The organism is Aliidiomarina taiwanensis, assembly GCF_003987015.1.
Taxonomy (GTDB): Bacteria; Pseudomonadota; Gammaproteobacteria; order Enterobacterales; family Alteromonadaceae; genus Aliidiomarina; species Aliidiomarina taiwanensis.
On sequence record NZ_PIPQ01000004.1, the window covers coordinates 1 to 21,622 of the forward strand.

Annotated in this window: 20 protein-coding genes; 10 read left to right on the top strand and 10 right to left on the bottom strand. The window is 49.5% G+C overall.

Annotation, left to right across the window (positions count from 1 at the left end; genetic code table 11):
* The first annotated feature begins 447 nt into the window (after positions 1 to 447).
* Together CWE15_RS07720 and CWE15_RS07725 are read left to right on the top strand one after the other, a co-directional pair.
* The gene (locus CWE15_RS07720) at positions 448 to 729 is read left to right on the top strand and encodes a hypothetical protein (RefSeq protein ID WP_126757513.1); all 282 of its coding nucleotides are present in this window, start codon (positions 448 to 450) and stop codon (positions 727 to 729) included.
* Between the two features lie 151 nt (positions 730 to 880).
* Positions 881 to 1,654 carry a TIGR04219 family outer membrane beta-barrel protein gene (locus CWE15_RS07725; RefSeq protein WP_126757514.1) on the top strand — a complete coding sequence of 258 codons (774 nt, stop codon included), beginning with the start codon at positions 881 to 883 and terminating at the stop codon, positions 1,652 to 1,654.
* Here the strand turns inward: CWE15_RS07725 and CWE15_RS07730 are convergent.
* The 3 genes from CWE15_RS07730 to CWE15_RS07740 all read right to left on the bottom strand — a co-directional run bounded on the left by CWE15_RS07730 (position 1,651) and on the right by CWE15_RS07740 (position 4,168).
* Positions 1,651 to 2,487, bottom strand: coding sequence for a TIGR03899 family protein (locus tag CWE15_RS07730; RefSeq protein WP_126757515.1), 837 nt, complete (start codon positions 2,485 to 2,487; stop codon positions 1,651 to 1,653). The two genes, CWE15_RS07725 and CWE15_RS07730, sit on opposite strands and share 4 nt — an antisense overlap.
* Positions 2,488 to 2,602: 115 nt before the next feature.
* Positions 2,603 to 3,127: an inorganic diphosphatase gene (gene ppa / locus CWE15_RS07735; protein ID WP_126757516.1), complete on the bottom strand. Its 525-nt coding sequence runs from the start codon at positions 3,125 to 3,127 to the stop codon at positions 2,603 to 2,605.
* A 48-nt stretch (positions 3,128 to 3,175) separates the two neighbouring features.
* Complete coding sequence (locus CWE15_RS07740; protein WP_126757517.1) at positions 3,176 to 4,168, bottom strand: class 1 fructose-bisphosphatase; 993 nt, start codon at positions 4,166 to 4,168, stop codon at positions 3,176 to 3,178.
* A gap of 157 nt (positions 4,169 to 4,325) precedes the next feature.
* Between CWE15_RS07740 and mpl the strand changes: the two genes are divergently transcribed.
* The 5 genes from mpl to trmB are packed head-to-tail and all read left to right on the top strand — an operon-like array spanning position 4,326 to position 8,742.
* Positions 4,326 to 5,702: a UDP-N-acetylmuramate:L-alanyl-gamma-D-glutamyl-meso-diaminopimelate ligase gene (gene mpl, locus CWE15_RS07745; RefSeq protein WP_275065509.1), complete on the top strand. Its 1,377-nt coding sequence runs from the start codon at positions 4,326 to 4,328 to the stop codon at positions 5,700 to 5,702.
* Entirely contained in the window at positions 5,692 to 6,348 is a 657-nt protein-coding gene (locus CWE15_RS07750) for a flavin prenyltransferase UbiX (protein WP_126757518.1), read from the top strand. The genes mpl and CWE15_RS07750 overlap by 11 nt, the downstream gene beginning before the upstream one ends.
* A gap of 6 nt (positions 6,349 to 6,354) precedes the next feature.
* Positions 6,355 to 7,287, top strand: coding sequence for an ABC transporter ATP-binding protein (locus CWE15_RS07755; RefSeq protein WP_126757519.1), 933 nt, complete (start codon positions 6,355 to 6,357; stop codon positions 7,285 to 7,287).
* A 1-nt stretch (position 7,288) separates the two neighbouring features.
* Positions 7,289 to 8,062 (top strand): ABC transporter permease, encoded by a 774-nt coding sequence (locus CWE15_RS07760; protein WP_126757520.1) that lies wholly within the window; start codon positions 7,289 to 7,291, stop codon positions 8,060 to 8,062.
* Complete coding sequence (trmB, locus tag CWE15_RS07765) at positions 8,062 to 8,742, top strand: tRNA (guanine(46)-N(7))-methyltransferase TrmB (protein ID WP_126757521.1); 681 nt, start codon at positions 8,062 to 8,064, stop codon at positions 8,740 to 8,742. Before CWE15_RS07760 ends, trmB begins: the two co-directional genes overlap by 1 nt.
* Here trmB and panP read toward each other — a convergent pair.
* The 7 genes from panP to sfsA all read right to left on the bottom strand — a co-directional run bounded on the left by panP (position 8,737) and on the right by sfsA (position 15,371).
* Positions 8,737 to 10,377 carry a pyridoxal-dependent aspartate 1-decarboxylase PanP gene (gene panP / locus CWE15_RS07770; protein WP_126757522.1) on the bottom strand — a complete coding sequence of 547 codons (1,641 nt, stop codon included), beginning with the start codon at positions 10,375 to 10,377 and terminating at the stop codon, positions 8,737 to 8,739. The two genes, trmB and panP, sit on opposite strands and share 6 nt — an antisense overlap.
* Before the next feature lie 69 nt (positions 10,378 to 10,446).
* Positions 10,447 to 11,292, bottom strand: a complete 846-nt coding sequence (gene panC / locus CWE15_RS07775) for a pantoate--beta-alanine ligase (protein ID WP_126757523.1) — start codon at positions 11,290 to 11,292, stop codon at positions 10,447 to 10,449.
* Between the two features lie 9 nt (positions 11,293 to 11,301).
* Positions 11,302 to 12,096, bottom strand: coding sequence for a 3-methyl-2-oxobutanoate hydroxymethyltransferase (gene panB, locus CWE15_RS07780; protein WP_126757524.1), 795 nt, complete (start codon positions 12,094 to 12,096; stop codon positions 11,302 to 11,304).
* A 61-nt stretch (positions 12,097 to 12,157) separates the two neighbouring features.
* A complete protein-coding gene (gene folK / locus CWE15_RS07785; protein WP_126757525.1) occupies positions 12,158 to 12,661 on the bottom strand; it encodes a 2-amino-4-hydroxy-6-hydroxymethyldihydropteridine diphosphokinase in 504 nt (167 codons plus the stop codon).
* Positions 12,662 to 12,670: 9 nt separating this feature from the next.
* A complete protein-coding gene (gene pcnB, locus CWE15_RS07790) occupies positions 12,671 to 13,996 on the bottom strand; it encodes a polynucleotide adenylyltransferase PcnB (protein WP_241971874.1) in 1,326 nt (441 codons plus the stop codon).
* Positions 13,997 to 14,098: 102 nt separating this feature from the next.
* A complete protein-coding gene (gene dksA, locus CWE15_RS07795; RefSeq protein WP_126757527.1) occupies positions 14,099 to 14,551 on the bottom strand; it encodes an RNA polymerase-binding protein DksA in 453 nt (150 codons plus the stop codon).
* A gap of 118 nt (positions 14,552 to 14,669) precedes the next feature.
* Positions 14,670 to 15,371 (bottom strand): DNA/RNA nuclease SfsA, encoded by a 702-nt coding sequence (sfsA, locus tag CWE15_RS07800; RefSeq protein ID WP_126757528.1) that lies wholly within the window; start codon positions 15,369 to 15,371, stop codon positions 14,670 to 14,672.
* Between the two features lie 110 nt (positions 15,372 to 15,481).
* Here sfsA and pepB point away from each other — a divergent pair, with 110 nt between their 5' ends.
* The 3 genes from pepB to mrcB are packed head-to-tail and all read left to right on the top strand — an operon-like array spanning position 15,482 to position 21,587.
* Positions 15,482 to 16,771, top strand: a complete 1,290-nt coding sequence (gene pepB, locus CWE15_RS07805; protein WP_126757529.1) for an aminopeptidase PepB — start codon at positions 15,482 to 15,484, stop codon at positions 16,769 to 16,771.
* Positions 16,737 to 19,226 (top strand): ATP-dependent helicase HrpB, encoded by a 2,490-nt coding sequence (hrpB, locus tag CWE15_RS07810; RefSeq protein ID WP_157980735.1) that lies wholly within the window; start codon positions 16,737 to 16,739, stop codon positions 19,224 to 19,226. The genes pepB and hrpB overlap by 35 nt, the downstream gene beginning before the upstream one ends.
* A gap of 54 nt (positions 19,227 to 19,280) precedes the next feature.
* Entirely contained in the window at positions 19,281 to 21,587 is a 2,307-nt protein-coding gene (gene mrcB, locus CWE15_RS07815; protein WP_126757531.1) for a penicillin-binding protein 1B, read from the top strand.
* Positions 21,588 to 21,622: the final 35 nt, after the last annotated feature.

Consider the following 21,622-nt stretch of genomic DNA (forward strand, 5'->3'; position numbering starts at 1 on the left):
TTGTTTGTATTGCTTACCCGGTGTCCTACCGTAGGGCAGGCACCGCCTGCCGTTGAAATGTAACGACCCTCCAAACCTTCCTATACAAATATACGCGCGTGCAACGTAAGGCGATGCCTTACCTACCGTTGGAATATTGCGTCTCCGTAGGTCAGGCACTGCCTGACGAATAGAGGCACCGCCTGCCGTTGAAATGCAACGACCTTCCAAACCTTCCTATAAAACGTACTGCGGGTAATGTACAGGTGTTACATCATGTGCATAACGTGGAAATGCTGAAAATTTCATCACTTAATGGTTAAATTGACTAACATTGATATTAGATTCAATTCATTCTTGATGTAAACTATTGATATTAAAACTTATTATACTTGGCACGGGTTTTGTAAGTGTTTAGTAGACGCACATTGGCGTTACTGAATAATTATCTATCAAGGAGTCTGTCTCGTGAAAATTATTGGGTATATTCTCTTAATCTGTTTGTTTCTTTATTTGGCACCGACACTTCTAGGTGTAGCAGTAGGTGTCATTAGTACTGTAGGTGTGGTGCTTTTACTTGCAGCTTTAGCTTATGGAATCACTTTTTTAATTGCAGGAAGTATTGTTACGGCAGGCTTAGTTGCAGCTATTGTGCTGGCGGTTGCTACTATAGGCGCATGGCTGCCATTGCTGCTTATTGGATTGGTTGTTTATTTATTCATTAAATGTACGGTTAAAGTATTGCGTTAACTTGCTGTCTGTATTCCCACAACTTACTACAAAGAGTTGTTAGCCTTTGATTGCAATTGGCTTGAATTTTATACAAAGCTCATATTTTATCGGCAATAAAGCATAATTAGCGTGCTATACTAGTTACAAATTAAAAACAGGGGATACACAAATGAAATCAAAAGCATTAGTAAGCGTAACTGCACTTGGCTTATTGGCATCCGCCAGCTTTTCTTCGAAAGCAGATTTTCTTTTTGGCGTACATGCAGAAGCCCAGTACTGGCAAGCAGAAAACTCTGGTGATTTCGGTTACGGCGCGACAACAGACGGTTGGGGTTGGGATGACGAAGGGGCAACGCGTTTGCGCTTAAGCTTGAACCATTTCTTACCGCTAATCCCGAATGTGATGGTTGAGCGCCAGATGCTAGAAAGTACCGGCCAAAAAGCTCATACAACTGACTTTGTGTTCCAAGGTAATGCCTACCCTGCACCTGTCGATGGCTCTACGAGCTTCGTTGATTCTACCTGGGACTTAGGGCACGACACCCTGACCTTGTACTATCGCTTTTTTGATAACAGCCTTGTCGAGTTTTACTTTGGTGTTGCAGCGAAAAAGTTCAATGGTGACGTGGCAGTTCAAGTAAACGACCAAAGCCTGCGCCAAAGCATAGATGAAACTATTCCAATGGGTTATCTACGTTTAACGGCGGGCCTACCATTCACTGGTTTGTCAGTACGCGCTGAGGGCTACCCTGTGTCTATAGGCGACCATGAAGTCTTCGATATGGAAGCGTCTTTTCGGTATGAGTTCTTAGACACTTTACCCTTAGATGGCACAATATCGGCCGGGTACCGGGTTTTGAACTTGAAGTTTGAAGGTGCATCGGGCTTATATAGTGACTTTGAAGTGAAAGGCCCATTTGTGAACCTCGCCTTACACTTTTAATAGGTGTCTTGTTGGAGCAGGAACTTGGGTTCAAGGGCCTGCTCTAATTCTTGCCAATACTCTTCATTCTGTGTGCTCGGTATCAGCCGGCACAGTTCTTCGCCTATGGGTGTATATCTAAAGTACGTAAGTACGAGTTCTTTTTCCAAAGGCGTTACGCTAATACGTTGACTGCCTGATGAGAGCTGCATAGCGCGGCGCATGGTTAACAGTCCGGTTTCTATTAGATCTGCGTGTAATATACCAAGTTCCACCAAGGCTAAAATATCAGGGTAGTTTAGCCCACATTTGGCAATATTTGCTTGTGCTGCTGTTTTTTTGCTAAAAGCTCGCAAAAACCGAGGCTTCTGCTGATAGCCGATAATAATTTTATGGCGGGACGTACGCTTTTCAAATGCTGTCATGCTTTTAGCACGACGAAGAACACTAGCTTCATAAGGGGTAAGAAGTGCAAGTACCCGCAGTGTGCGAATGGAGAAGCTACTAGGAGACTGGCTTTCTAAAAGTAATACCCGAGCCCATAGTTCTTGCATACGGGGGTGTGCTGTACGCTCTGCAAGCTCTAAGAAGTGTTCAAGCCAGTCTTGGTCAGGCCGAGTAATGGAAAGTATTTTGTCACTCTTGTCGAGGGCTCTTTGAATAATACGCTCGAGGTTTTCTTGGTGACGTAATGTCAGTGCGTGTTGGCGTTGTTCATACCGACTGGCTAGGCTAAGTGACTGCTCACTTGCATGCATAGGTATATGAATACCAAAAGCTTCTAAGCTTTGAACTAACCTGCTGCGCGAGCGGCACGGTGTAATAATATACTGTTCACGGTGCGTTTTGTGCACAGCCTTCCCCTTTTAAAATAACCCCTAACTTATTATATCGGGGGGCCGAGGGAAAACTTGAGGATAGGAAGTGTTCGGAAAGAGGGCTTCAGACAGCCTGAAGCCCTATCAAAGATTACTGCGCGCGTTCGAAAGAGGATGCGATTTCTTCTTTTGCTGCAGCTGCGTCGGACCAGCCTTCAATTTTAACCCACTTGCCAGCTTCAAGGTCTTTATAACGCTCGAAGAAGTGGGTAATTTGTGCTTTGAGAAGCTCTGGAATGTCGTTTACGTCTTGAATGTGGTCGTACTCTTTTGTCAGCTTGCTGACAGGTACTGCGAAGATTTTCGCATCTTCACCCGACTCATCGGTCATGTTTAACACGCCTACTGGACGACAGGCAATAACAGTTCCTGGCGCTAGTGGGTAAGGAGTAGGTACCAACACGTCTACTGGGTCACCGTCAAGTGACAAGGTGTTGTTTACAAAACCATAGTTGGTTGGGTAAAACATAGGTGTGGACATAAAGCGGTCCACCCAAACGGTCCCTGTGTCTTTGTCTACTTCGTATTTGATCGGATCTGCATTTGCAGGAATCTCGATAATGACGTTGATTTCTTCTGGTAAGTTCTTGCCCGCTGGTACGTCACTTAAACTCATAGTGTTTTCCTTTATTTTACAGTTTCAGTCGTCGGTTCTAATGCATCATTAGCCATCGAGGCGTTCGCACTCAATGCTTTTGTAATAGCTTAAACAAGTGTTTACTTCCTGACGGGAGCCCATAATTACAGACACGCGCTGGTGAATCTCCGTAGGTTGTAACGACATAATACGCTCATACCCTGTGCTTGCTTTACCACCTGCTTGCTCCACAATAAAACTCATTGGGTTTGCTTCGTAAAGTAGTCGTAGCTTACAAGGTTTGTTCTCATCACGACAATCTGCCGGGTATGCAAAAATACCACTGCGTGATAACACGCGATGAACGTCGGACACCATGGCAGCGTTCCAACGCATGTTAAAGTTCTTTTGACGCTTCCCTTCCGTGCCTGCTAATAGGTCTTGAATATAAGCTTGCATAGGCTTTGCCCAGAATCGTTGGTTCGACATATTTATTGCGAACTCTTGGGTTTCTTCTGGAATGGTTAGCTTGTCTACTGTAAGTAGGAACTCGCCGACGCGATGATCGAGGGTATAAGCACGTACACCTTGACCCGTAGTAAGCACTAACATAGTAGAAGGGCCATATAGGATATACCCTGCGGCTACTTGCTCGTCACCTGTTTGTAAGAAAAGCTCTTTCCCTTCGGCAGGGTGTTTGGGCTTTTCTAAAATACTGAAAATAGTACCCACGGACGAGTTAATGTCGATGTTTGAGCTGCCATCGAGCGGGTCAAATGCAACAAGGTAGCGCGCATCAGGGTTACCCATGACCACGTCGTCTTCTTCTTCTGACGCTACCGCATGAACCAAGTTGGTTTCAAGCAACATCGTTTTGATGAGCTGATTGGAAACAATGTCGAGCTTCTTTTGGGTCTCGCCTTGAATATTTTCATCTAAAGTTGAACCCAAAGTACCCGCTAGACTGCCTTGATGAAGGCGGTGCGAAATTTCCTTAGCGGCGGTAAGAAGAGTATTAATTACGGAAATTAGATGGAGCGGCACATGGTCGCTATTCAATACCGGAATTAATCGTTGCATGTTAGGCCTCGTGATAACAGTTTAGGTGCGTTAAAAACGCTGCATAGTGTAACGGATTTGCTGAACAAATGCCCCTTTATTGTCCTACTTTGTCTGGGTGAATCGTGTATCTTGCAGTGTTACAATAACTTATTAAAGTTAACGCGGGGCAGCAGGTTTGGCGAAACATATTCATATTCTTGGTATTTGTGGCACTTTCATGGGTGGCGTCGCTGCACTGGCACGTGAGCTTGGCTTCCATGTTACGGGTTGGGACGCAAATGTTTACCCACCCATGAGCACCCAGCTGGAAAAGCTTGGCATTGAGTTGACCTCGAGTTTGTCTACGGAGCAATTAGAACCTGCCCCTGATCTTGTCATTATCGGCAATGCGATGAGCCGTGGACATCCGCTGGTTGAATATGTGCTTGAACAAGGCATGCCGTTCCAGTCAGGACCTGAATGGTTAGGAAACAACCTATTACGCCATAAGCATGTGCTGGCTGTGGCCGGCACCCATGGCAAAACAACCACGGCGAGTATGCTCACCTTCATTCTGGAACAAGCGGGCTTGAATCCGAGCTTTTTGGTGGGTGGCGTGGTGAAGCCTTTCGGGCAAACAGCCCGGTTAACCGACAGCGACTATTTTGTGATAGAAGCGGACGAGTATGACACGGCCTTCTTCGACAAGCGTTCTAAGTTTCTTCACTATTACCCGAACGTTTTTACTATCAATAACTTAGAGTTTGATCATGCGGACATATTTGCCGACTTAAATGCCATTCAAACACAGTTTGCCCATGGTATCCGTTTAGTGCCTGGCTCAGGCAGCATTTTGGCAGCGACCGCTGAACCAGCCATAGACAACATTCTACAGCGCGGCTACTGGTCGAAGCTGGTTCCCCTCAATAACGAAAGTAGTTGGTCGGTGGCTGACAATACAAAAGATGGCTCTTCTTTTAGCGTGCTGTATGCCGGACATTGTGTTGGCCATATCGAGTGGTCGCTATTAGGTGAGCATAATATGCAAAATGCGTTGATTGCCATTGCAGCGGCAGACCAAGTAGGCGTACCAGCAGCAATTGCCTGCACTATTTTAAATGAGTTCGAGGCGCCGGCCCGCCGCATGGAGCTGCTTGGCGTGCACAATCATGTACACATTTACGATGACTTTGCGCATCACCCAACGGCCATAGCAACCACCTTACATGGGCTACGGGAAAAAGTAGGGGCTGGCAGTCGCATCGTGGCTATTTTTGAACCGCGCTCCAACACCATGAAAGCAGGCGTGCATGGCGACAGTTTAATGCAAGCGTTTGAACAAGCGGACCGAGTATATGCCTTGCAGCCAGCAGATGCAGCTCTTTCACTGGCGAGTGCGAAACAACAAGGTGACTGGGTGGTTGCAACCAGTGTAGAAGCGTTAGTTGAACGTATATTAGCGGAAGAAGGCCAGCCGGGGCATTGGGTTATTATGAGTAATGGCGGCTTTGGTGGCATTCACCAGCAGTTATTAAATGCGTTACAAACGCAGGAGAAGCTACATGACGAATAAAGATAGCCGTATTACGCTGGCCATAACGGGCGCATCTGGAGCACCGTATGCGCTTCGTTTGCTCGAGTGCCTTGTGGCCCAAGAACAACAGGTATTGGTGCTTATTTCCAGTGCGGCAAAGGTGGTGTTTGCAACAGAAGAAAACATGCAGTTCCCAGGTGGAACCGAGGCAACCGCTGCGTTTTTGCAAGAGTATTTAGAAAATAAAGGCATTGCTGTTCAGGACAAGCAAATACAGGTGTTTGGCAAACATGAGTGGTTCTCACCCGCAGCGTCTGGCTCTGCGGCACCTAAAAAAATGGTCATTTGCCCATGCTCAACCAGCACCTTAAGTGCTGTGGCAACAGGCGCAAGCAATACGCTCATAGAGCGAGCCGCAGATGTGGTGTTAAAAGAGCGAGGTCAGCTTATTGTAGTGCCACGAGAAATGCCGTTGCATGCAATTCACCTTGAGCATATGTTGAAACTGGCCCAAGTCGGCGCAACCATTATGCCTGCGTCTCCAGGCTTTTATCAGAGCCCCCAAACGATAGACGACTTAGTTGACTTTGTGGTGGCAAGAATTCTTGACCATCTAGGGCTGGAACAGAACTTAATTGGCCGTTGGGGTTATTCAAACACCAGCGGAAGTACAGGAAAGGAGTAAGCAAGTATGCGTTGTGCGCTTGAGATAAAAGGTTTACGGAAAACATACCGAGGTGGTATGGAAGCCTTGAAAGGGGTAGACCTGAAAGTAAAAGAAGGCGACTTTTATGCGCTACTAGGTCCAAACGGTGCAGGCAAGTCCACCACGATAGGTATTATTTCCTCTTTGGTGAATAAAACCTCTGGCTCGGTAAATGTGTTCGGTTACGACCTAGACACACAAATAACCGATGTGAAAAAACAACTAGGTTTAGTGCCGCAAGAGTTTAACTTTAACCAGTTCGAAACAGTGCTACAAATTGTAGTGAACCAAGCAGGATATTACGGTGTAAAACGGCAAGTGGCGAAAGAGCGGGCCGAGAAGTACCTGAAGCAACTTGGGCTTTGGGATAAGCGAAATGAACGAGCGCGGACTCTCTCTGGGGGCATGAAGCGTCGTCTTCTTATTGCGCGGGCCCTTTTGCATGAGCCTAAACTACTCATTCTTGATGAACCAACGGCCGGCGTAGACATTGAGCTGCGTAGAAGCATGTGGGACTTTTTAACACGCATTAACCAAGAAGGCGTGACCATTATTTTAACCACTCACTACCTAGAAGAGGCTGAAATGCTGTGCCGCAACATAGGCATTATTGATAAGGGTGAAATTGTTGAAGACACATCCATGAAGGCATTGCTTGGCAAGCTCAATGTCGAAACCTTTGTATTAGACATAGCGCCTGTAAAAGAGCCAATGAACCTAACCAGTGTAGCCTACAGACAACTTGATGATCACACCATTGAGGTAGATGTCCCTAAATCGGAAGGCCTAAATAAAGTCTTTGCGGAGCTGTCAGAGCAGGGGCACAAGGTGCTTTCAATGCGAAACAAGGCAAACCGGCTGGAAGAGTTGTTTGTACACTTGGTAGAGGAAGGTCGTAAATCAGGAGCGTCAGCATAATATGGGTAACTTAATTCACTTTAACGCCTTAAAAACCATTTGGATAAAAGAATGTACCCGCTTTTTACGTATTTGGGTTCAAACTTTAGTACCACCCGCTATTACTATTAGCCTCTATTTTATTATTTTTGGAAATTTAATAGGGCAGCGTATAGGCGAAATGGGCGGCGTGTCTTACATGGAGTTTATTGTGCCTGGCTTAATCATGATGTCGGTGATTACCAGCTCCTACTCGAATGTGGCCTCGTCGTTCTTTAGCGCGAAGTTTCAGCGCAATATCGAAGAAATGTTGGTGGCGCCTGTTTCTAATTTAACCATTATTCTTGGCTATGTGGGCGGAGGCGTGGCTCGAGCCGTTTTGGTTGCCACCATAGTCACCTTAGTTTCAAGCTTCTTTGTGCCCTTAAGCATACAGAATTATGGCATGGTCATAGGCACAGTCCTGCTAACGGCTACCCTGTTTGCTTTGGGGGGCTTACTGAACGCACTCCATGCGAAGTCGTTTGACGATATTTCAATTATTCCAACCTTCGTGCTAACCCCACTGACCTATTTAGGTGGGGTGTTCTATTCGATTACTCTGCTACCAGATTTCTGGCAAATGGTGTCAAAAGGAAACCCTATTATTTATATGGTAAATGGGTTCCGAGCAGGCTTTATTGGCGTTTCTGATGTCTCACCGAGTATTGCGATTGTGGTGCTGCTTGGGTTTAATGCGGCTTTCCTCGCGCTTGTGTGGGTTCTTCTTCATCGTGGCACAGGAATTCGTACCTAATGCAGCAACCAGCACGAGCAGTGACCAGCAACCAAGACGGTGTGCATGAAGACTTAGCAGAACAGGTGCGCCGCTACCAGGCGCACCCGTTTTTGAAGCCTATCGCTGAGCATAGCCGACAAGCCTTTGAAGCCGCTGCAGAACACGTGCGGCAGTGGCAAGGGCCGGTTATTTTAGACTCATGCTGTGGGGTTGGCGAAAGTACAGCGGTGCTGGCGAACCGACATCCAGAAGCGCTTGTCATAGGCGTGGATAAGTCGGCCCACCGTTTGCAACGGAACTTGCAACATAAGGAACGAGCCGGTGACGCCTCGTACTTATTGCTACGCGCCGATTTAAATGACTTTTGGCGTTTAGCTGCTGAAGCAAAGTGGCAGTTAAGCCACCATTATTTGCTGTACCCCAATCCTTGGCCAAAGAAAAAGCACCTTGGCCGGCGTTGGCACGCAAGCCCCGTACTACCCGCGCTAGTGGCGTTAGGGGGCAAGCTGACGGTGAGAAGTAATTGGTCAATATATATTGAAGAGTTTGCTGCGGCATTAAGCCACTATCAGGTGCAAGCGGATGTGCAGCAGTTAGCTGACAATGTGAGCCCCATCACGCCTTTTGAGCGAAAGTACCAAGCAGCAGGGCAAGCGCTTTGGCAACTTCAGGCGACGCTGCCAAGCGACAAGCTATAACAAACCTGCTTTGCGGGCTTGAGTATTCAAGTCCGCTAAAATGGTATGAGCTTTTGCCGCAATAGCACGCTGCTCTTTCAAAATGTCTCGCAACATTTCGTGCGTGGTCAGCGGGTTTGCTAGTACGGTACGAAACACCACAGTGGCTTGGTGGGCGTATTGGTAGGGCGTTAACTTAGTCCGTGACACGAAAGACTGGCCCGTTTCCCGTTGGCTCTTTTGAATAAAGCGCGTGAGCGAGTTCAGCAAAGGGGTCACTGCTTTTATTTGCTCTGGGCTTGCTGCTTTTAACGCTCCCTTGAGTTCCGCTGGAATATACCGGTACGTGAGTAAGCATAGCTCGGGCTGTGTAATCACTTCAAAGTCGTCTTGCTGTGCAATTAACTCGGCAAAGTACTTTGCCTTATCAATGCCTTTATTAATCAGCAGCTCGTACCCTTTCCGGCCTATCACGTGCAGCGCTGAATACACCATCATGGCCATGCCCGGGCGAGACCCTTCTAACGTGTGGCTACCTAAGTCTTTAGAGCCTCGGCGAATAACATACTCCGCATGATATTCAATGGATCGCGCTAAATGCGGCGTTTTAAAAATAACCATTCCCGCGCCCATGGGCACATACATTTGTTTGTGCGCGTCTATGGTGACGCTGTCGGCACGTTCAATGCCTTGCATCAGTTCACGGTGCTTGTTTGACAGTAAGGTTGCACCACCCCAGGCAGCGTCTATGTGTAAATGTGTTTCATAAGCTTCGGCAATGTCTGCTAAGGCATCTATCGGGTCAATGTGACCGGTTTCTGTGGTGCCTGCAATGCCTACAATGGCCATCACTTTGCCACCTTGTGCGGTTACATCGGCACAGGTTTCTTTCAAAGCCTCGAGCTGAATGCGGTTATGCTCGTCGGTGGGAATGGCAATAATGTTTTTTCGACCAATGCCAAGCAAGTCAGCGGCCTTGGATAGGGAGTAATGGCCCCGTTCAGAGACCAAAATAACTAAGCGTTTGTAGCCATAGTGCTCAAGGCCAGCCACTAACCCTTCAGCGGTAATGCCCTTAAAGTCACCTTGTGGTGCGAGAACGCGGTTACGGGCCACCCAAAGTGCGGTAATGTTAGCGACAGTACCACCGGAGCAAAAGGCTCCAAGGGAATGTTCTGCGCTGTGCATCCACTTTGTATAGAAGTGCTCACTTTCGCTGTACACCAAGTGGTGTAGCATGCCAAGCACCTGGCGTTCCATGGGCGTAAAGGCCTTCGAGGTTTCAACCTTAACTAGGTTTTGGTTTAGCCCCACCATGAGCTTTGCTAAAGGAAGCAAAAAATAGGGTAGCGCTGAAGTCATATGCCCAATAAAACGCGGTGAGGCTGTGTGTACGGAGTGTGCCACCAGCTTATTTAACAACACCTCAGTATGATCAGACACATACTCAGGTTGTTCCGGAATGGCACTTTCAGAAAAGCCACGCTCAATTTCTTGCAGCGGTTTTTCACGCGCAACAATATGGTTGCTCAGAAAATCCTCAAGGTTTTCTGAAAGGTGCTGTTCAATACGGCCAAGCGTAGAGTCAGGGGCTTCAGGCACGGTAAATATACGGTGCAAAGACTCCACAGTGGCTTCTGCTGGTTGTTTAGACATCGTCAAGATAATCTTCTCCGATTATGCGAGCCGGGCACTTTAGCACAAGAGCGGCTAATTCCGCTACTTCTAGCGACTAAAGGAGAGGTTGTCGATCAAGCGGACATGACCTAAGTAAGCAGCGGCGACCACAACGAGCTCGCTGTCTTTGTCTGTCGGTGGCATGAGGTCTTTCGCACGACACACCTGCAGGTAGTCTTCTCGTAAACCTGCCGTGTGCCAACTTTCAAGAGCAACCTGAATAGCCTCGGGGATAGAGGCGCCTAACTTCACAGCTTGAGCCACATGCTGCAGCGACTGATAAATAACCGTTGCTTTTACACGCTCTTCGTCGGTTAAATAGTGATTGCGCGAGCTGAGGGCTAAACCTGAAGGCTCGCGTTTGGTTTCTACACCTTGTATTTCAATGGGCATACACAAGTCTTCCACCAGTAAGCGAATGACTTGCAGTTGCTGGTAGTCCTTGGTGCCAAACACGGCAATGTCAGGCTGCACCATGTTGAAAAGCTTCGTGACGACCGTTGCCACCCCTTCGAAGTGGCCTGGACGGGAAGCACCACACAGTATGGTAGACACTTCAGGTACCGTAACCATTGTTTGGGCCGCTAAGCCGCGTGGGTACATTTCTTCCACGCTTGGGGTAAAAACTGCATCTACTTCAAGGCTTTCTAATTGGGCCATGTCAGCTGCTAGCGTACGCGGGTAACTGTCTAAGTCTTCATTGGCGCCAAACTGTAAGGGATTCACGAAAATAGACACCACCACCCGCTGGGCACTGGCTTTTGCTTGTCGAACAAGCGCCAAGTGACCGTCGTGCAAGTTACCCATGGTAGGAACGAAGGCCAATGTCTCGCCGGCTTGTCGCCAGGCTTGGCGCTGCTGACGGAGCTGACTCACTGTGGTGATATGCTGCATGGTTAGTCCTTAACTAAAGGTGTGTTCAGGACCAGGGAAGCTTGCGTCTTTCACCGCAGCCACGTACGACTGAACGGCCTTTGCCAAGCTGTCATGGCCAACTAAAAAGTTGCGGGTGAACTTAGGTAAGTAGTCAGCATTCATGCCAAGCATGTCGTGCATAACGAGAATTTGACCATCTGTGTCTGCACCGGCACCAATGCCTATGACTGGAATATGCAAGGCTTCACTGAAGCGTTTACCAAGTGCTGCTGGTATACACTCGACAACTAACAGCTGGGCACCTGCAGCCTGGAGTTTTAAGGCTTCCTCAATGAGCTTGTCCGCCTGTTCTTTGGTTTTCCCTTGCACACGGTAGCCGCCAATCAAATGCACCTGCTGGGGTAATAAACCAAGGTGGGCACATACAGGTATGCCTTGCTGGGTAAGGTGCTTTACTGTGTCGACCAACCATTCACCGCCTTCCATTTTGACCATGTTGGCGCCTGCGCGCATTAATTCAGCGGCGTGGAATCCTGCGGTGTCTGGGTCTGGGTAACTCATAAAAGGCATGTCCGCAATAACAAAAGCGTCAGCAGCACCTTTGCGCACAGCTCGCGTATGGTAAGCAATGTCTTCTACGCTCACGCCCAGAGTGGTGTCTTCGCCATGTAATACCATGCCTAAGGAGTCACCGATTAATATGACTTCGATACCGTTCTCATGGAATAGCTTACTAAAACTAGCATCGTAGGCTGTGACAGCAGTGATTTTCTCACCCGACTGCTTCATTTTTAAAAGCTGTGAGATACGAACTTTGCTCATGGCGCTTACACCTAATAGTTAATGAATAATAGGTGGCTATTGTAGCCTGTGCGGCACAGGGTTAAAAGTCAGTTTGGTATGGGCTTGCCTGAATGACGCGTAATTCCTGGGTATTTAAGGTGCTTAGGTGCTGTTTGGCCATGATATTATTTGGTAGCACAAAGTGAGGGCGCAACTCAGCGAGGGGACCCACTACAAATTCACGCACCAGAATACCAGGATGGGGTACGGTTAAGCGCTCATCGTGAATTTGCTGTTGGCCATAAAATAGCAAGTCGAGGTCTAAGGTGCGAGGGCCCCAGTGCTGCTTACGCACACGGCCGTGTTGTTGTTCAATGGACTGCAACAGGTCGAGCAGTGCATGCGGGGCAAGGGCACTGTGAAAGATAGCCACCGCGTTGACATAGTCGGGCTGATCTTGCGGACCCATTGGGCTGCTACTGTACAAAGACGAGCTATGGAAGCCCGCAATCTCAGCATGTTCAGCGAGAGCTTTGCTGGCGTTTAGCACCTGCTGCACAGGGTTGTTCAAGTTGGCACCCAGGCCAATGATGCATTCTACCATGACGCTAGCTTACGACTTACGGGGCGGTCGGCGACGACGAGGGCGTCGACGTTTTGCCACAGGTTTACTTGGGCTTGGCGCAACACCTGGGTTTTCGGCCTGCATTTTTGTCCAAAACGCAGCTAAGGAATGAAGCTGCTTGTCGCCTTCCACTTTGGCCCGTAGCAGTAAAAAGTCATAGCCTGCTCTAAATTTCGGGTGCGACAGTAGACGCAGCGCTTTGCGCGGTGCGGTTTGCGTCAAGCGTAACTGTAAAATCCAAATATCGCGCATGGGCAAGCTAAAGCGTTTAGGTATAGAAATACTTCGGGCCTGTAAACTGACTGCGTCGGCAGCAGCCATTTGATACGACTCGTACTCAGTGAAGCTGGCTTCTTGGCTAATTTCATTCGCCCGAGCAAGCATGGGGTACCAAAGAATAGCGGCAAACAAAAAGCCAGGGTTGACCGACTTGCCCGCTTGCAGCCGCTCGTCAGTGTCGGTAAATGCCTGATGGACCATGCGGTATTCAATACTTGCAGGGTCTTTAAGTGGCATTTTTAGCACAGGGAACAGAGGCGCCATGAGCCCGTGTTCGTTCAATACTTCAAAGTTAGCCACGGCTTTGCCCGACATAAAGACTTTTAAAAACTCTTCAAAAAGGCGTGCTGCAGGAATATCATCCAGAAGATGGGCTAAACGAGGAATAGGGTTGCGGCAGGAGTCATCAATGCGCAAGCCTAACTTGGTGGCAAAGCGTACAGCCCGTAACATACGAACAGGGTCTTCGCGATAGCGTTCTTCTGGGTCGCCAATAAGTTTTAGTACGCCTTCTTCAAGGTCGGCCATTCCGCCTACAAAGTCATAAATAGCAAAGTCGGCAATATTGTAATACAAGGCATTCACGGTGAAGTCGCGGCGCACGGCGTCTTCTTCAATGGTGCCGTACACATTGTCACGTAAAATCATGCCTTCGTCATTGGTCCGAGACACATTGCTGTTTTTCGTTTTATCTTCTTCATGGGGGCCGCGAAAAGTAGCCACTTCAATGATGTCGCGGCCAAACATAATATGAGCCAAGCGAAAGCGGCGCCCGATTAAGCGGCAGTTTTTAAACAGCTGACGCACTTGTTCAGGAGTTGCATTGGTGACAACGTCAAAGTCTTTTGGGGTAATGCCGAGTAACAAGTCGCGGACACAGCCGCCCACAAGGTAAGCGTCGAAGCCCCCTTTGTGTAAGCGATAAAGCACTTTAATTGCATTTTCAGAAATGTCTTTGCGAGAAATAGGGTGCTTATCCCGTGGGATCTTTTGTACAACAACGGCTGGTGTGGCGTTTGTTTTTTTACTGGGCATGAGGTTACGTGCCATGTTTAAGAGGTGTTTGAATATAGTGAGTGCCCTTGCCTGAAGAGCTCGTTACAACGAGCTCTTGCTGAGGTGAAAAATGCGCAACAATTAAGAGCCGCGCATTTGTTTTTCGCGAATTTCCGCTAGGCTTTTGCAGTCTATGCAAAGGTCTGCTGTTGGGCGTGCTTCAAGACGTCGAATCCCTATTTCAATGCCACAGGACTCACAAAAGCCGAAGTCATTGTGCTCTATCAGCTCTAAGGTTTTTTCGATTTTCTTGATTAACTTACGTTCGCGGTCGCGAGTTCTAAGCTCAATAGCAAATTCTTCTTCTTGAGCAGCGCGGTCGACAGGGTCGGCATAGTTTTCTGCTTCTTCTTGTAAGTTCCCTACAGTACGGTCAACTTCTTCACGTAGCTGGGTACGCCAGGCTTCAAGAATACGTTTAAAGTGAGCACGCTGTGCTTCACCCATGTATTCTTCGCCTTCTTTTTCAACGTATGGCTCTAAACCCGCTTGTGCCAAAATTCCGTGTACTTTTTTTCCCTTGATGTCCGCCATGGTCACACTCCTCCGGGAGGTTTAAGTCAACCCCAATAAAGTGGGGATATGTATAACAGAATAAAAAAAATCGTGCAATTTTACAGAAGCCCATTCAATGGGGGCTAACTTAATTATTTCAAGTGCGCCAGTGCGAAAAAGTAATGGCCTCTGCATTTACAGTGAAGTGCGCCTCGAGAACTTGCAGACCAGCGGACTTCGCATTTTCAAGCGCAATAGTATACTTGGGATCTATATGTTTGGCTGCATTTACTTTCGTAACTCCCGAGTGTAGGACTGCATACACCACAAAAGCACGCAACTCTGACGAGCTTTGACACAGGCTTGTTAGCTCTTCGAGCTGGCGCGCAGCCCGGTCTGAAGTGGCGTCTGGGAAGTAACCTTGCTGTTCTTCACCTAATAATGTGACAGATTTTACTTCGACATAACAGTTTGGCTTATTGGCAGCTTTGAGTACCAAATCGATGCGACTTTTTTCGCCGTAACGAACTTCGCGTTGAACGTCAGTATAGCCTTCAAAAGCAGCAGGGGAGTGCTGAAGAATTGCCTGCTCTACAAGCTTGTTCGCTCGATGGGTATTCACACAAATCCAGTGGTCCTGTTGAGTATGAGTGAGTTCCCAAGTGCGGGAATATTTGCGCTTGGGGTTGTCACTGGTGCTAAACCATACAGTGCTACCGGGCTCTGCACAGCCTGTCATGGCGCCTGTATTTGGGCAATGAATGGTCACTGTTTCGCCACAAGGTAGGGTGACATCTGCTAAAAAACGCTTATAGCGACGAATGAGGGTGGCCGAGCTTAATGAAGGTTCAAATTGCATAGTCACTAGGTTTCTCGTTACAGTATAAAGCTAAAATTTAACTCGAATGGCTTTCACAAGCTGTTCACGCTTATTATAAGCAGCGAATAAACTACGTGGTGAGGTATGTTATGTCCAGTTCAGTGCGCATTCATTTAAGCGAAAATGAATTACCAGCCGGAGTACGTAAAAATAGTATTGTGTTTGCTACCAGCGATGGGTACGCCATTGCGGTAAAAGACAAGAGCGAAGCAGAAAAGCTGCTCGTGATCCAAAAAGCGGGGCGAAAGCTTGAGCAGTTAGGTATTGAAAGCGTTGAGTTCGCCGGCGATGACTGGACGAAAGATGCCCAGTGGGCCTTCTCCATTGGCTTTATCGACACACTGAATAAGGGCGATGTGAGCTTTACTGGGGACGCAGCAGACGAATTAACGGCTATGCATGAAAGTTTTGCCTGGGTACGTGAACTGGTGAACTTGCCGCCTTCGGAAATTTTCCCAGAAGCCCTGTGCGAACGGGTGGTGTCTGAATTAAGTAAAGTCGGCGGAAAAGCCGTGAGCCACCGTCTCGTGGTAGGCCCTGAGTTGCTTGCTGAAAAACGCATGGGTATACATACGGTAGGCCGTGCAAGTCAGCACCCACCTGCTATGTTAGAGCTGGACTACAACCCAACGGGTAATGACAAAGCGGAAGTGGACTTTGCCCTCATTGGTAAAGGCATTACGTTTGACACGGGTGGCTACAGCATTAAAAGCAGCGAAGGCATGGTGAGCATGAAGTGCGACATGGGCGGTGCTGCTACGGTTGCCGGTGCGCTCATGCTAGCCATTCGTCAGGGCCTGAATAAGCGCGTGAAACTCATTTTATGCTGTGCCGAAAACATGATTGATGGCAGCGCCTATAAAAACGGCGACATTATTACCTACAAAGACGGTCAAACCGTTGAAGTGGTGAATACAGACGCCGAAGGTCGTTTGGTGCTGGCCGATGGCTTAATACGAGCGGGCGAGTTGGGTGCAAAGCGTATTATTGACGCAGCCACCTTAACGGGAGCAGCCCAAGTTGCGGTTGGCAAAGAGTACAATGCCTTGTTTAGTGTTGACGACAGCTATGCCGAAGAAGCGCTAGCAACAGCGAAAAAGGAACAAGAAAACCTTTGGCGCTTACCGCTGGCACCTTGGCACCAGTTCCAGTGCCCGTCGCCCTTTGCCGACACGGCAAACAGTCGCCCACAAAAAGGTGGGGGGACAGGGGGCGCAAGTAACGCGGCAGGCTTCTTACTGCGCTTTGCGCCAAACCAAGGAGCCGGCTGGTTGCATTTCGACCTAGCGGCTGCTTATCACGGTCAAAGCAATAGCTTATTTGCAGCTGGAGCAACGGCAACAGGTGTCAGAACCATCGCCTCTTTGCTCAACGCATAAGCTTCCTGTTGAAGGCATTCTTGATGAGGTTGCAGGTGCGCTTGCAACCCATCATGTGGTGCTGGAAGCTGCTCCTGGAGCGGGCAAGTCTACGGCACTACCCCGCTGGCTGCTGCAACAGTATCACGGCTGGAACGGCCGCATAATCCTTATCCAACCTCGGCGAGTCGCTGCAGTGAATGTGGCCCATTACGTGGCCGCACAGCTGGGTGAAAAGCCAGGGCAGCGTGTTGGCTTCCATATCCGAAATCAGAAGTGCTTATCTGCAAGTACACAGCTTTTGGTCGTTACCGAAGGTATTTTTACTCGCATGTTACAGCGAGACCCTGAGCTACAGGGTGTGGGCTTGGTTATTTTCGACGAATTCCATGAACGAAACCTTCATTCAGACTTAGGCTTAGCTCTGTGTCTTGACGTACTCCCCCTTCGAGCTGACTTGCGGGTCATGGTGATGTCTGCAACCTTGCCGGGACAGATGATTCAGACCTGGTTAGAAGAACAGGGACATGCCACCCACTTCGTTGCGAGCGAAGGTCGCCAGTACCCGATAACAACCCATTACCGCCCTCCTAGTACGTTAGAAAACTGGCTACAAGACCTCCCTGCGGTTGTGCGAGAAGCCTTAACTATGGCGCAGAAGGGCGTGTTGGTATTTGTGCCTGGGCAACGGGAAATACGCAGGCTACAAGAGGCCTTTCGTACTGCACCTGCTCAGGTACGGGTGATGGCCTTATATGGAGGCCTGACAATTGAAGAACAGCAAGCGGTGATGGCCCCTTTGGCGCGTGGCTTGAAGTTGGTGTTTGCTACTAATGTTGCTGAAACCAGCTTGACCATTCCTGATATAGACGTCGTTGTCGACTCGGGCCGCGAGCGACGAGCGCAATACAGTCCGAAATATGGCTTTACCCGCTTAAGCACTCGCATGATTTCGCGGGCTTCAGCGGTGCAGCGAGCAGGGCGCGCAGGGCGAACAGGCCCTGGTCATTGTTTCCGGTTGTGGCAAGAAGGCGGCACGGACCGGCTGGATGCATTTGGCACTCCGGCCATCGAACGTGAAGACCTAGCTAATCTGCTATTAGAATTAAAAGTGTGGGGCGCACCTGTGGAGCAATTGGCATGGTATACACCCCCCTCACCCGCCTTACTGGCGGCTGCGGAACAGCAACTACACGACCTTCAAGCCATTGAGAAAGGCCAGGTGACAGCACGGGGTGCTGAATTAGTTAAAGCAAGTACCGAGTTAAGGTATGCTGCCATTTTGGCTTATAGCCGCAAACAAAGTGTTCGCGAACAAGTGCTTGCAGCTTGGCTGGTGGCGAACCTAGAAGAGCGGGAAGGGCGTTTCACCGGGCATTTGCAAACAGCCTTACACCAGCGATGGCAGCAGACCAACGGCTTACCGAGAACCCAACGGCGTTTTCAGCATTGGCTGCGTTTTTTAGGTTGCCAACCTGTACCTGAATTGCCCTTTTCTGAGTTACCACGGATGCTGCTTGAGGGCTTTGCAGACCGTGTCGCAGAGCCTCAGCGCGGACGTTACCAATTAGCCACCGGGCTAGCCCTGGAAATGGGGGAAGAACGTCCCCCGAGTGGGGACTGGCTTATTGCGGTAGAGGTTTCTCTGCAACAAGACCAAGCCGCAGCAAGGCTGTGGCTCTATGAGTCTTTCAACCCGGAAATACTTGCGGCCATGTCGCACCCGCTGAAGCTCAGTGCCACGCGAGCCCGCTGGCGCGGAGAGCAAGGGGGACTTGAGCGAGAGCATGTAGTCAGCTGGGGCAAGCTGATACTGCAAACCACACAGGCAAAGGGCGCCATTACAGCGGATGAACGGGGCAAAGCATTAGCAGACTGGTTACGCCAACAGGGCTGGGGCAAAACAGCTTGGAGCCACGCGGAAGACCAGTTCTGTGCTCGTATGCAGCAACTGATGCGGCTCAACCAAGCGTCGGCCGAGGGTTGGACCGCGCACGCGTTACTTGAACAGCTTGAACAATGGGCGTTGCCTTGGCTGATAACCATGGAGCGGCGAAACGATCTAAAGCAGTGGCGTCCCCTGGAGGCTTTACGCACCCTGATTACACAGCAGCAGCGGCAGCAGTTGGAGCGCTGGCTGCCCACTGAATGGCAAGCACCTAGTGGGCGTCGTCATAGTATTAACTACACGGCAACGGATGCCCCCTTTATAGCGCTCAAGCTGCAAGAAGTCTTTGGAACGCCCAGCTCGCCAACCTTAGCCAACGGTCAGCTTACCCTAGCGTTTGAGTTGTTGTCACCAGCCGGTCGACTATTGCATCGTACGGCGGATTTGGCGTCTTTCTGGCAGAATGCGTGGCCAGAGGTGCGTAAGGAAATGCGTGGGCGTTATCCCAAACACCCATGGCCTGAACATCCGGTGGAGGCAGAGGCAACGCACCTGACCAAGCGTGCTTTAGCACGTAAAAAACCGTAAACCTTATGCAAAGTGCATGTTTAATTCCACGAAAGCGAGTCAAAATACTGGGCTATGAAAACACCTAAAAGCCGTCGTTGGCTACCCTCATTTCGTCTTATTTTTCGCCTCGGGCTTGTAGCGGCCGTGGTGCTTGTCTTCTATGCCATTTATTTAGATGGGCAGTTGACCCATAGATTTAGTACGGCTCGTTACCAAGCTCCGGCATTACTTTATAGCCAAGCGCTAGAAATAAATGCTCAGCAGCCTATTACCCGCGAGCGTATTATTAAAGAACTACAGGCACTCGACTATCAAGTCAGCCGTTATGCACGCAATAGTGGCGAGTACCAAGCGCAGGGGCAGCAGCTCCTTTTGAACACACGTGCCTTTAGCTTTCCGACGCACTTTGCCCAGTCACAACGTGTCCGCTTGCTCTTCGATGAAGAAGGTTGGCTTGAACGGGTAGAGTCGTGGCCAGGGCAAGAGCCCCTCGACAGCTTGCAATTAGAGCCACAAATATTAGGGCGCTTTTCCACAGACAGTCATGAAGACAGGCTATTAGTTGGCCTTGAACGGGTGCCTGTGCTGATGCGGGAAACCCTGCTGCTGGTGGAGGACCGCGAATTTTATCACCACCATGGGGTGCGACCCACAGCGATAGCTCGTGCTGCAGTAGCAAACCTCATGGCAGGTCGAGCGGTACAAGGGGGCAGTACCATTACCCAGCAGTTGGTAAAAAACATGTACTTGTCCCATGACAAAACCTATGTCCGTAAAGCAAACGAAGCCATTATGGCCCTTATACTGGACTACCGGTTTTCCAAAGACGAAATTCTAGAAGCGTACTTTAATGAAGTGTTTTTTGGTCAAGACCGAGGTAATGCCATTCATGGTGTTGCTCTAGCGAGCCAGTTTTACTTTGGTGAGTTTGTCGAAGACTTAAGCGTGGCTGAAATTGCTACTTTAATCGGCATGATCAAGGGCCCTTCCTATTACGAGCCCCGGCGCAACCCTGAACGTGCTCAGCAGCGCCGAGACGTGGTGCTGCGCTTGATGTTCGAACACGACTTGATTTCGCAAACTCAGTACCTTGCGGCCGTTGAAAGTCCGGTTCGAACACGGGCAGAAAAGCGCCTAGCGCGCTTTAATCGGCCCGACTTTATAGACTTGGTTCAGCAGGAAGTGCGCTCCATCTTGCCAGACCGTAGCTGGCAAGAAACAGGTTTGCGGGTGTTCACTACCTTTGACCCAGAACAACAACGGGCGCTAGAGCAAGCCGCTAGAAACTCCAACTCGGTACAGCAACTCGCTGATAATGAACGTGCCATGGTGTTAACAGAGCATCGTTCAGGAGCTGTACGAGCATTAGTCGGTGGGGCACAGCCTGTGCTAGGCGGGTTTAACCGAGCGATTACAGCGCGGCGTCAGGTTGGCTCTTTAGCCAAGCCCTGGGTGTATGCAATAGCGCTTGAGCAAGCTGAACGCTATAGCCTAGCCAGCATGCTCGACGACAGCCCGGTCACCATACAAGACAAACATGGCGAGGACTGGACCCCGCGCAACTTCGATAATAAATTTCGAGGCTACACCAGCCTATACCAAAGCTTGGTGCACTCTTTAAACATTCCTGTGGTGCGTTTAGGCATGGAGTTAACCCCAGAATATATTCGTAGCCGTTTACTCCCGGCGGCCGGCGACGCCAGAATTCCACCCTGGCCCTCCATCTTGCTCGGTGCCATGGACTTCACCCCACTCGAAGTGGCACGCGTATACGGTGCGCTTGCTGCCGAGGGAATTGCACATAAGCCTTACGCGGTGAACGCTATCACAACGCATCGAGGTGACCTGCTGTATCAGCACATGGCAGAGCCAGTGCAACTATTTACGAAGGAAGCAGCATGGTTAACCAGTTTTGCCCTTGAGGGAGCCATTCGTACAGGTACGGGCCGTGGGCTGGCGCATTTAGGTCCAGGCTTAGCAGGAAAAACCGGTTCAACGAATGACTTACGCGATAGCTGGTTTGTTTCCTACGACGCTAATTATGTCTTAACGACGTGGTTAGGGCACGACGACAATAGCCCCGTTGGCTTGACGGGGAGCCGCGGAGCACTGCCCCTTGCAGGAGCATACTGGCAAGTCGCAGGGGTGGCGCCGCGCAGCCCCTTCTTACCCCAACAAATGCACTGGGCGTATATTGATCAAACACGAGGCGTGCGCGTGGGGGCTCAGTGTGAACATGCCATACGTTTACCTATATGGGGAGAAGCCCCAGAGGCGACCTACGACTGTCAGGGTGAACCACTCCCTGAACATCATGAGACTGAACAGCCGAAGGATGAAAAGAAGAAGTCCTGGTGGCAGCGTCTGTTCGGGGCATAAAAAAAGCCGGTGTAGGCTTACGCTGTACACCGGCT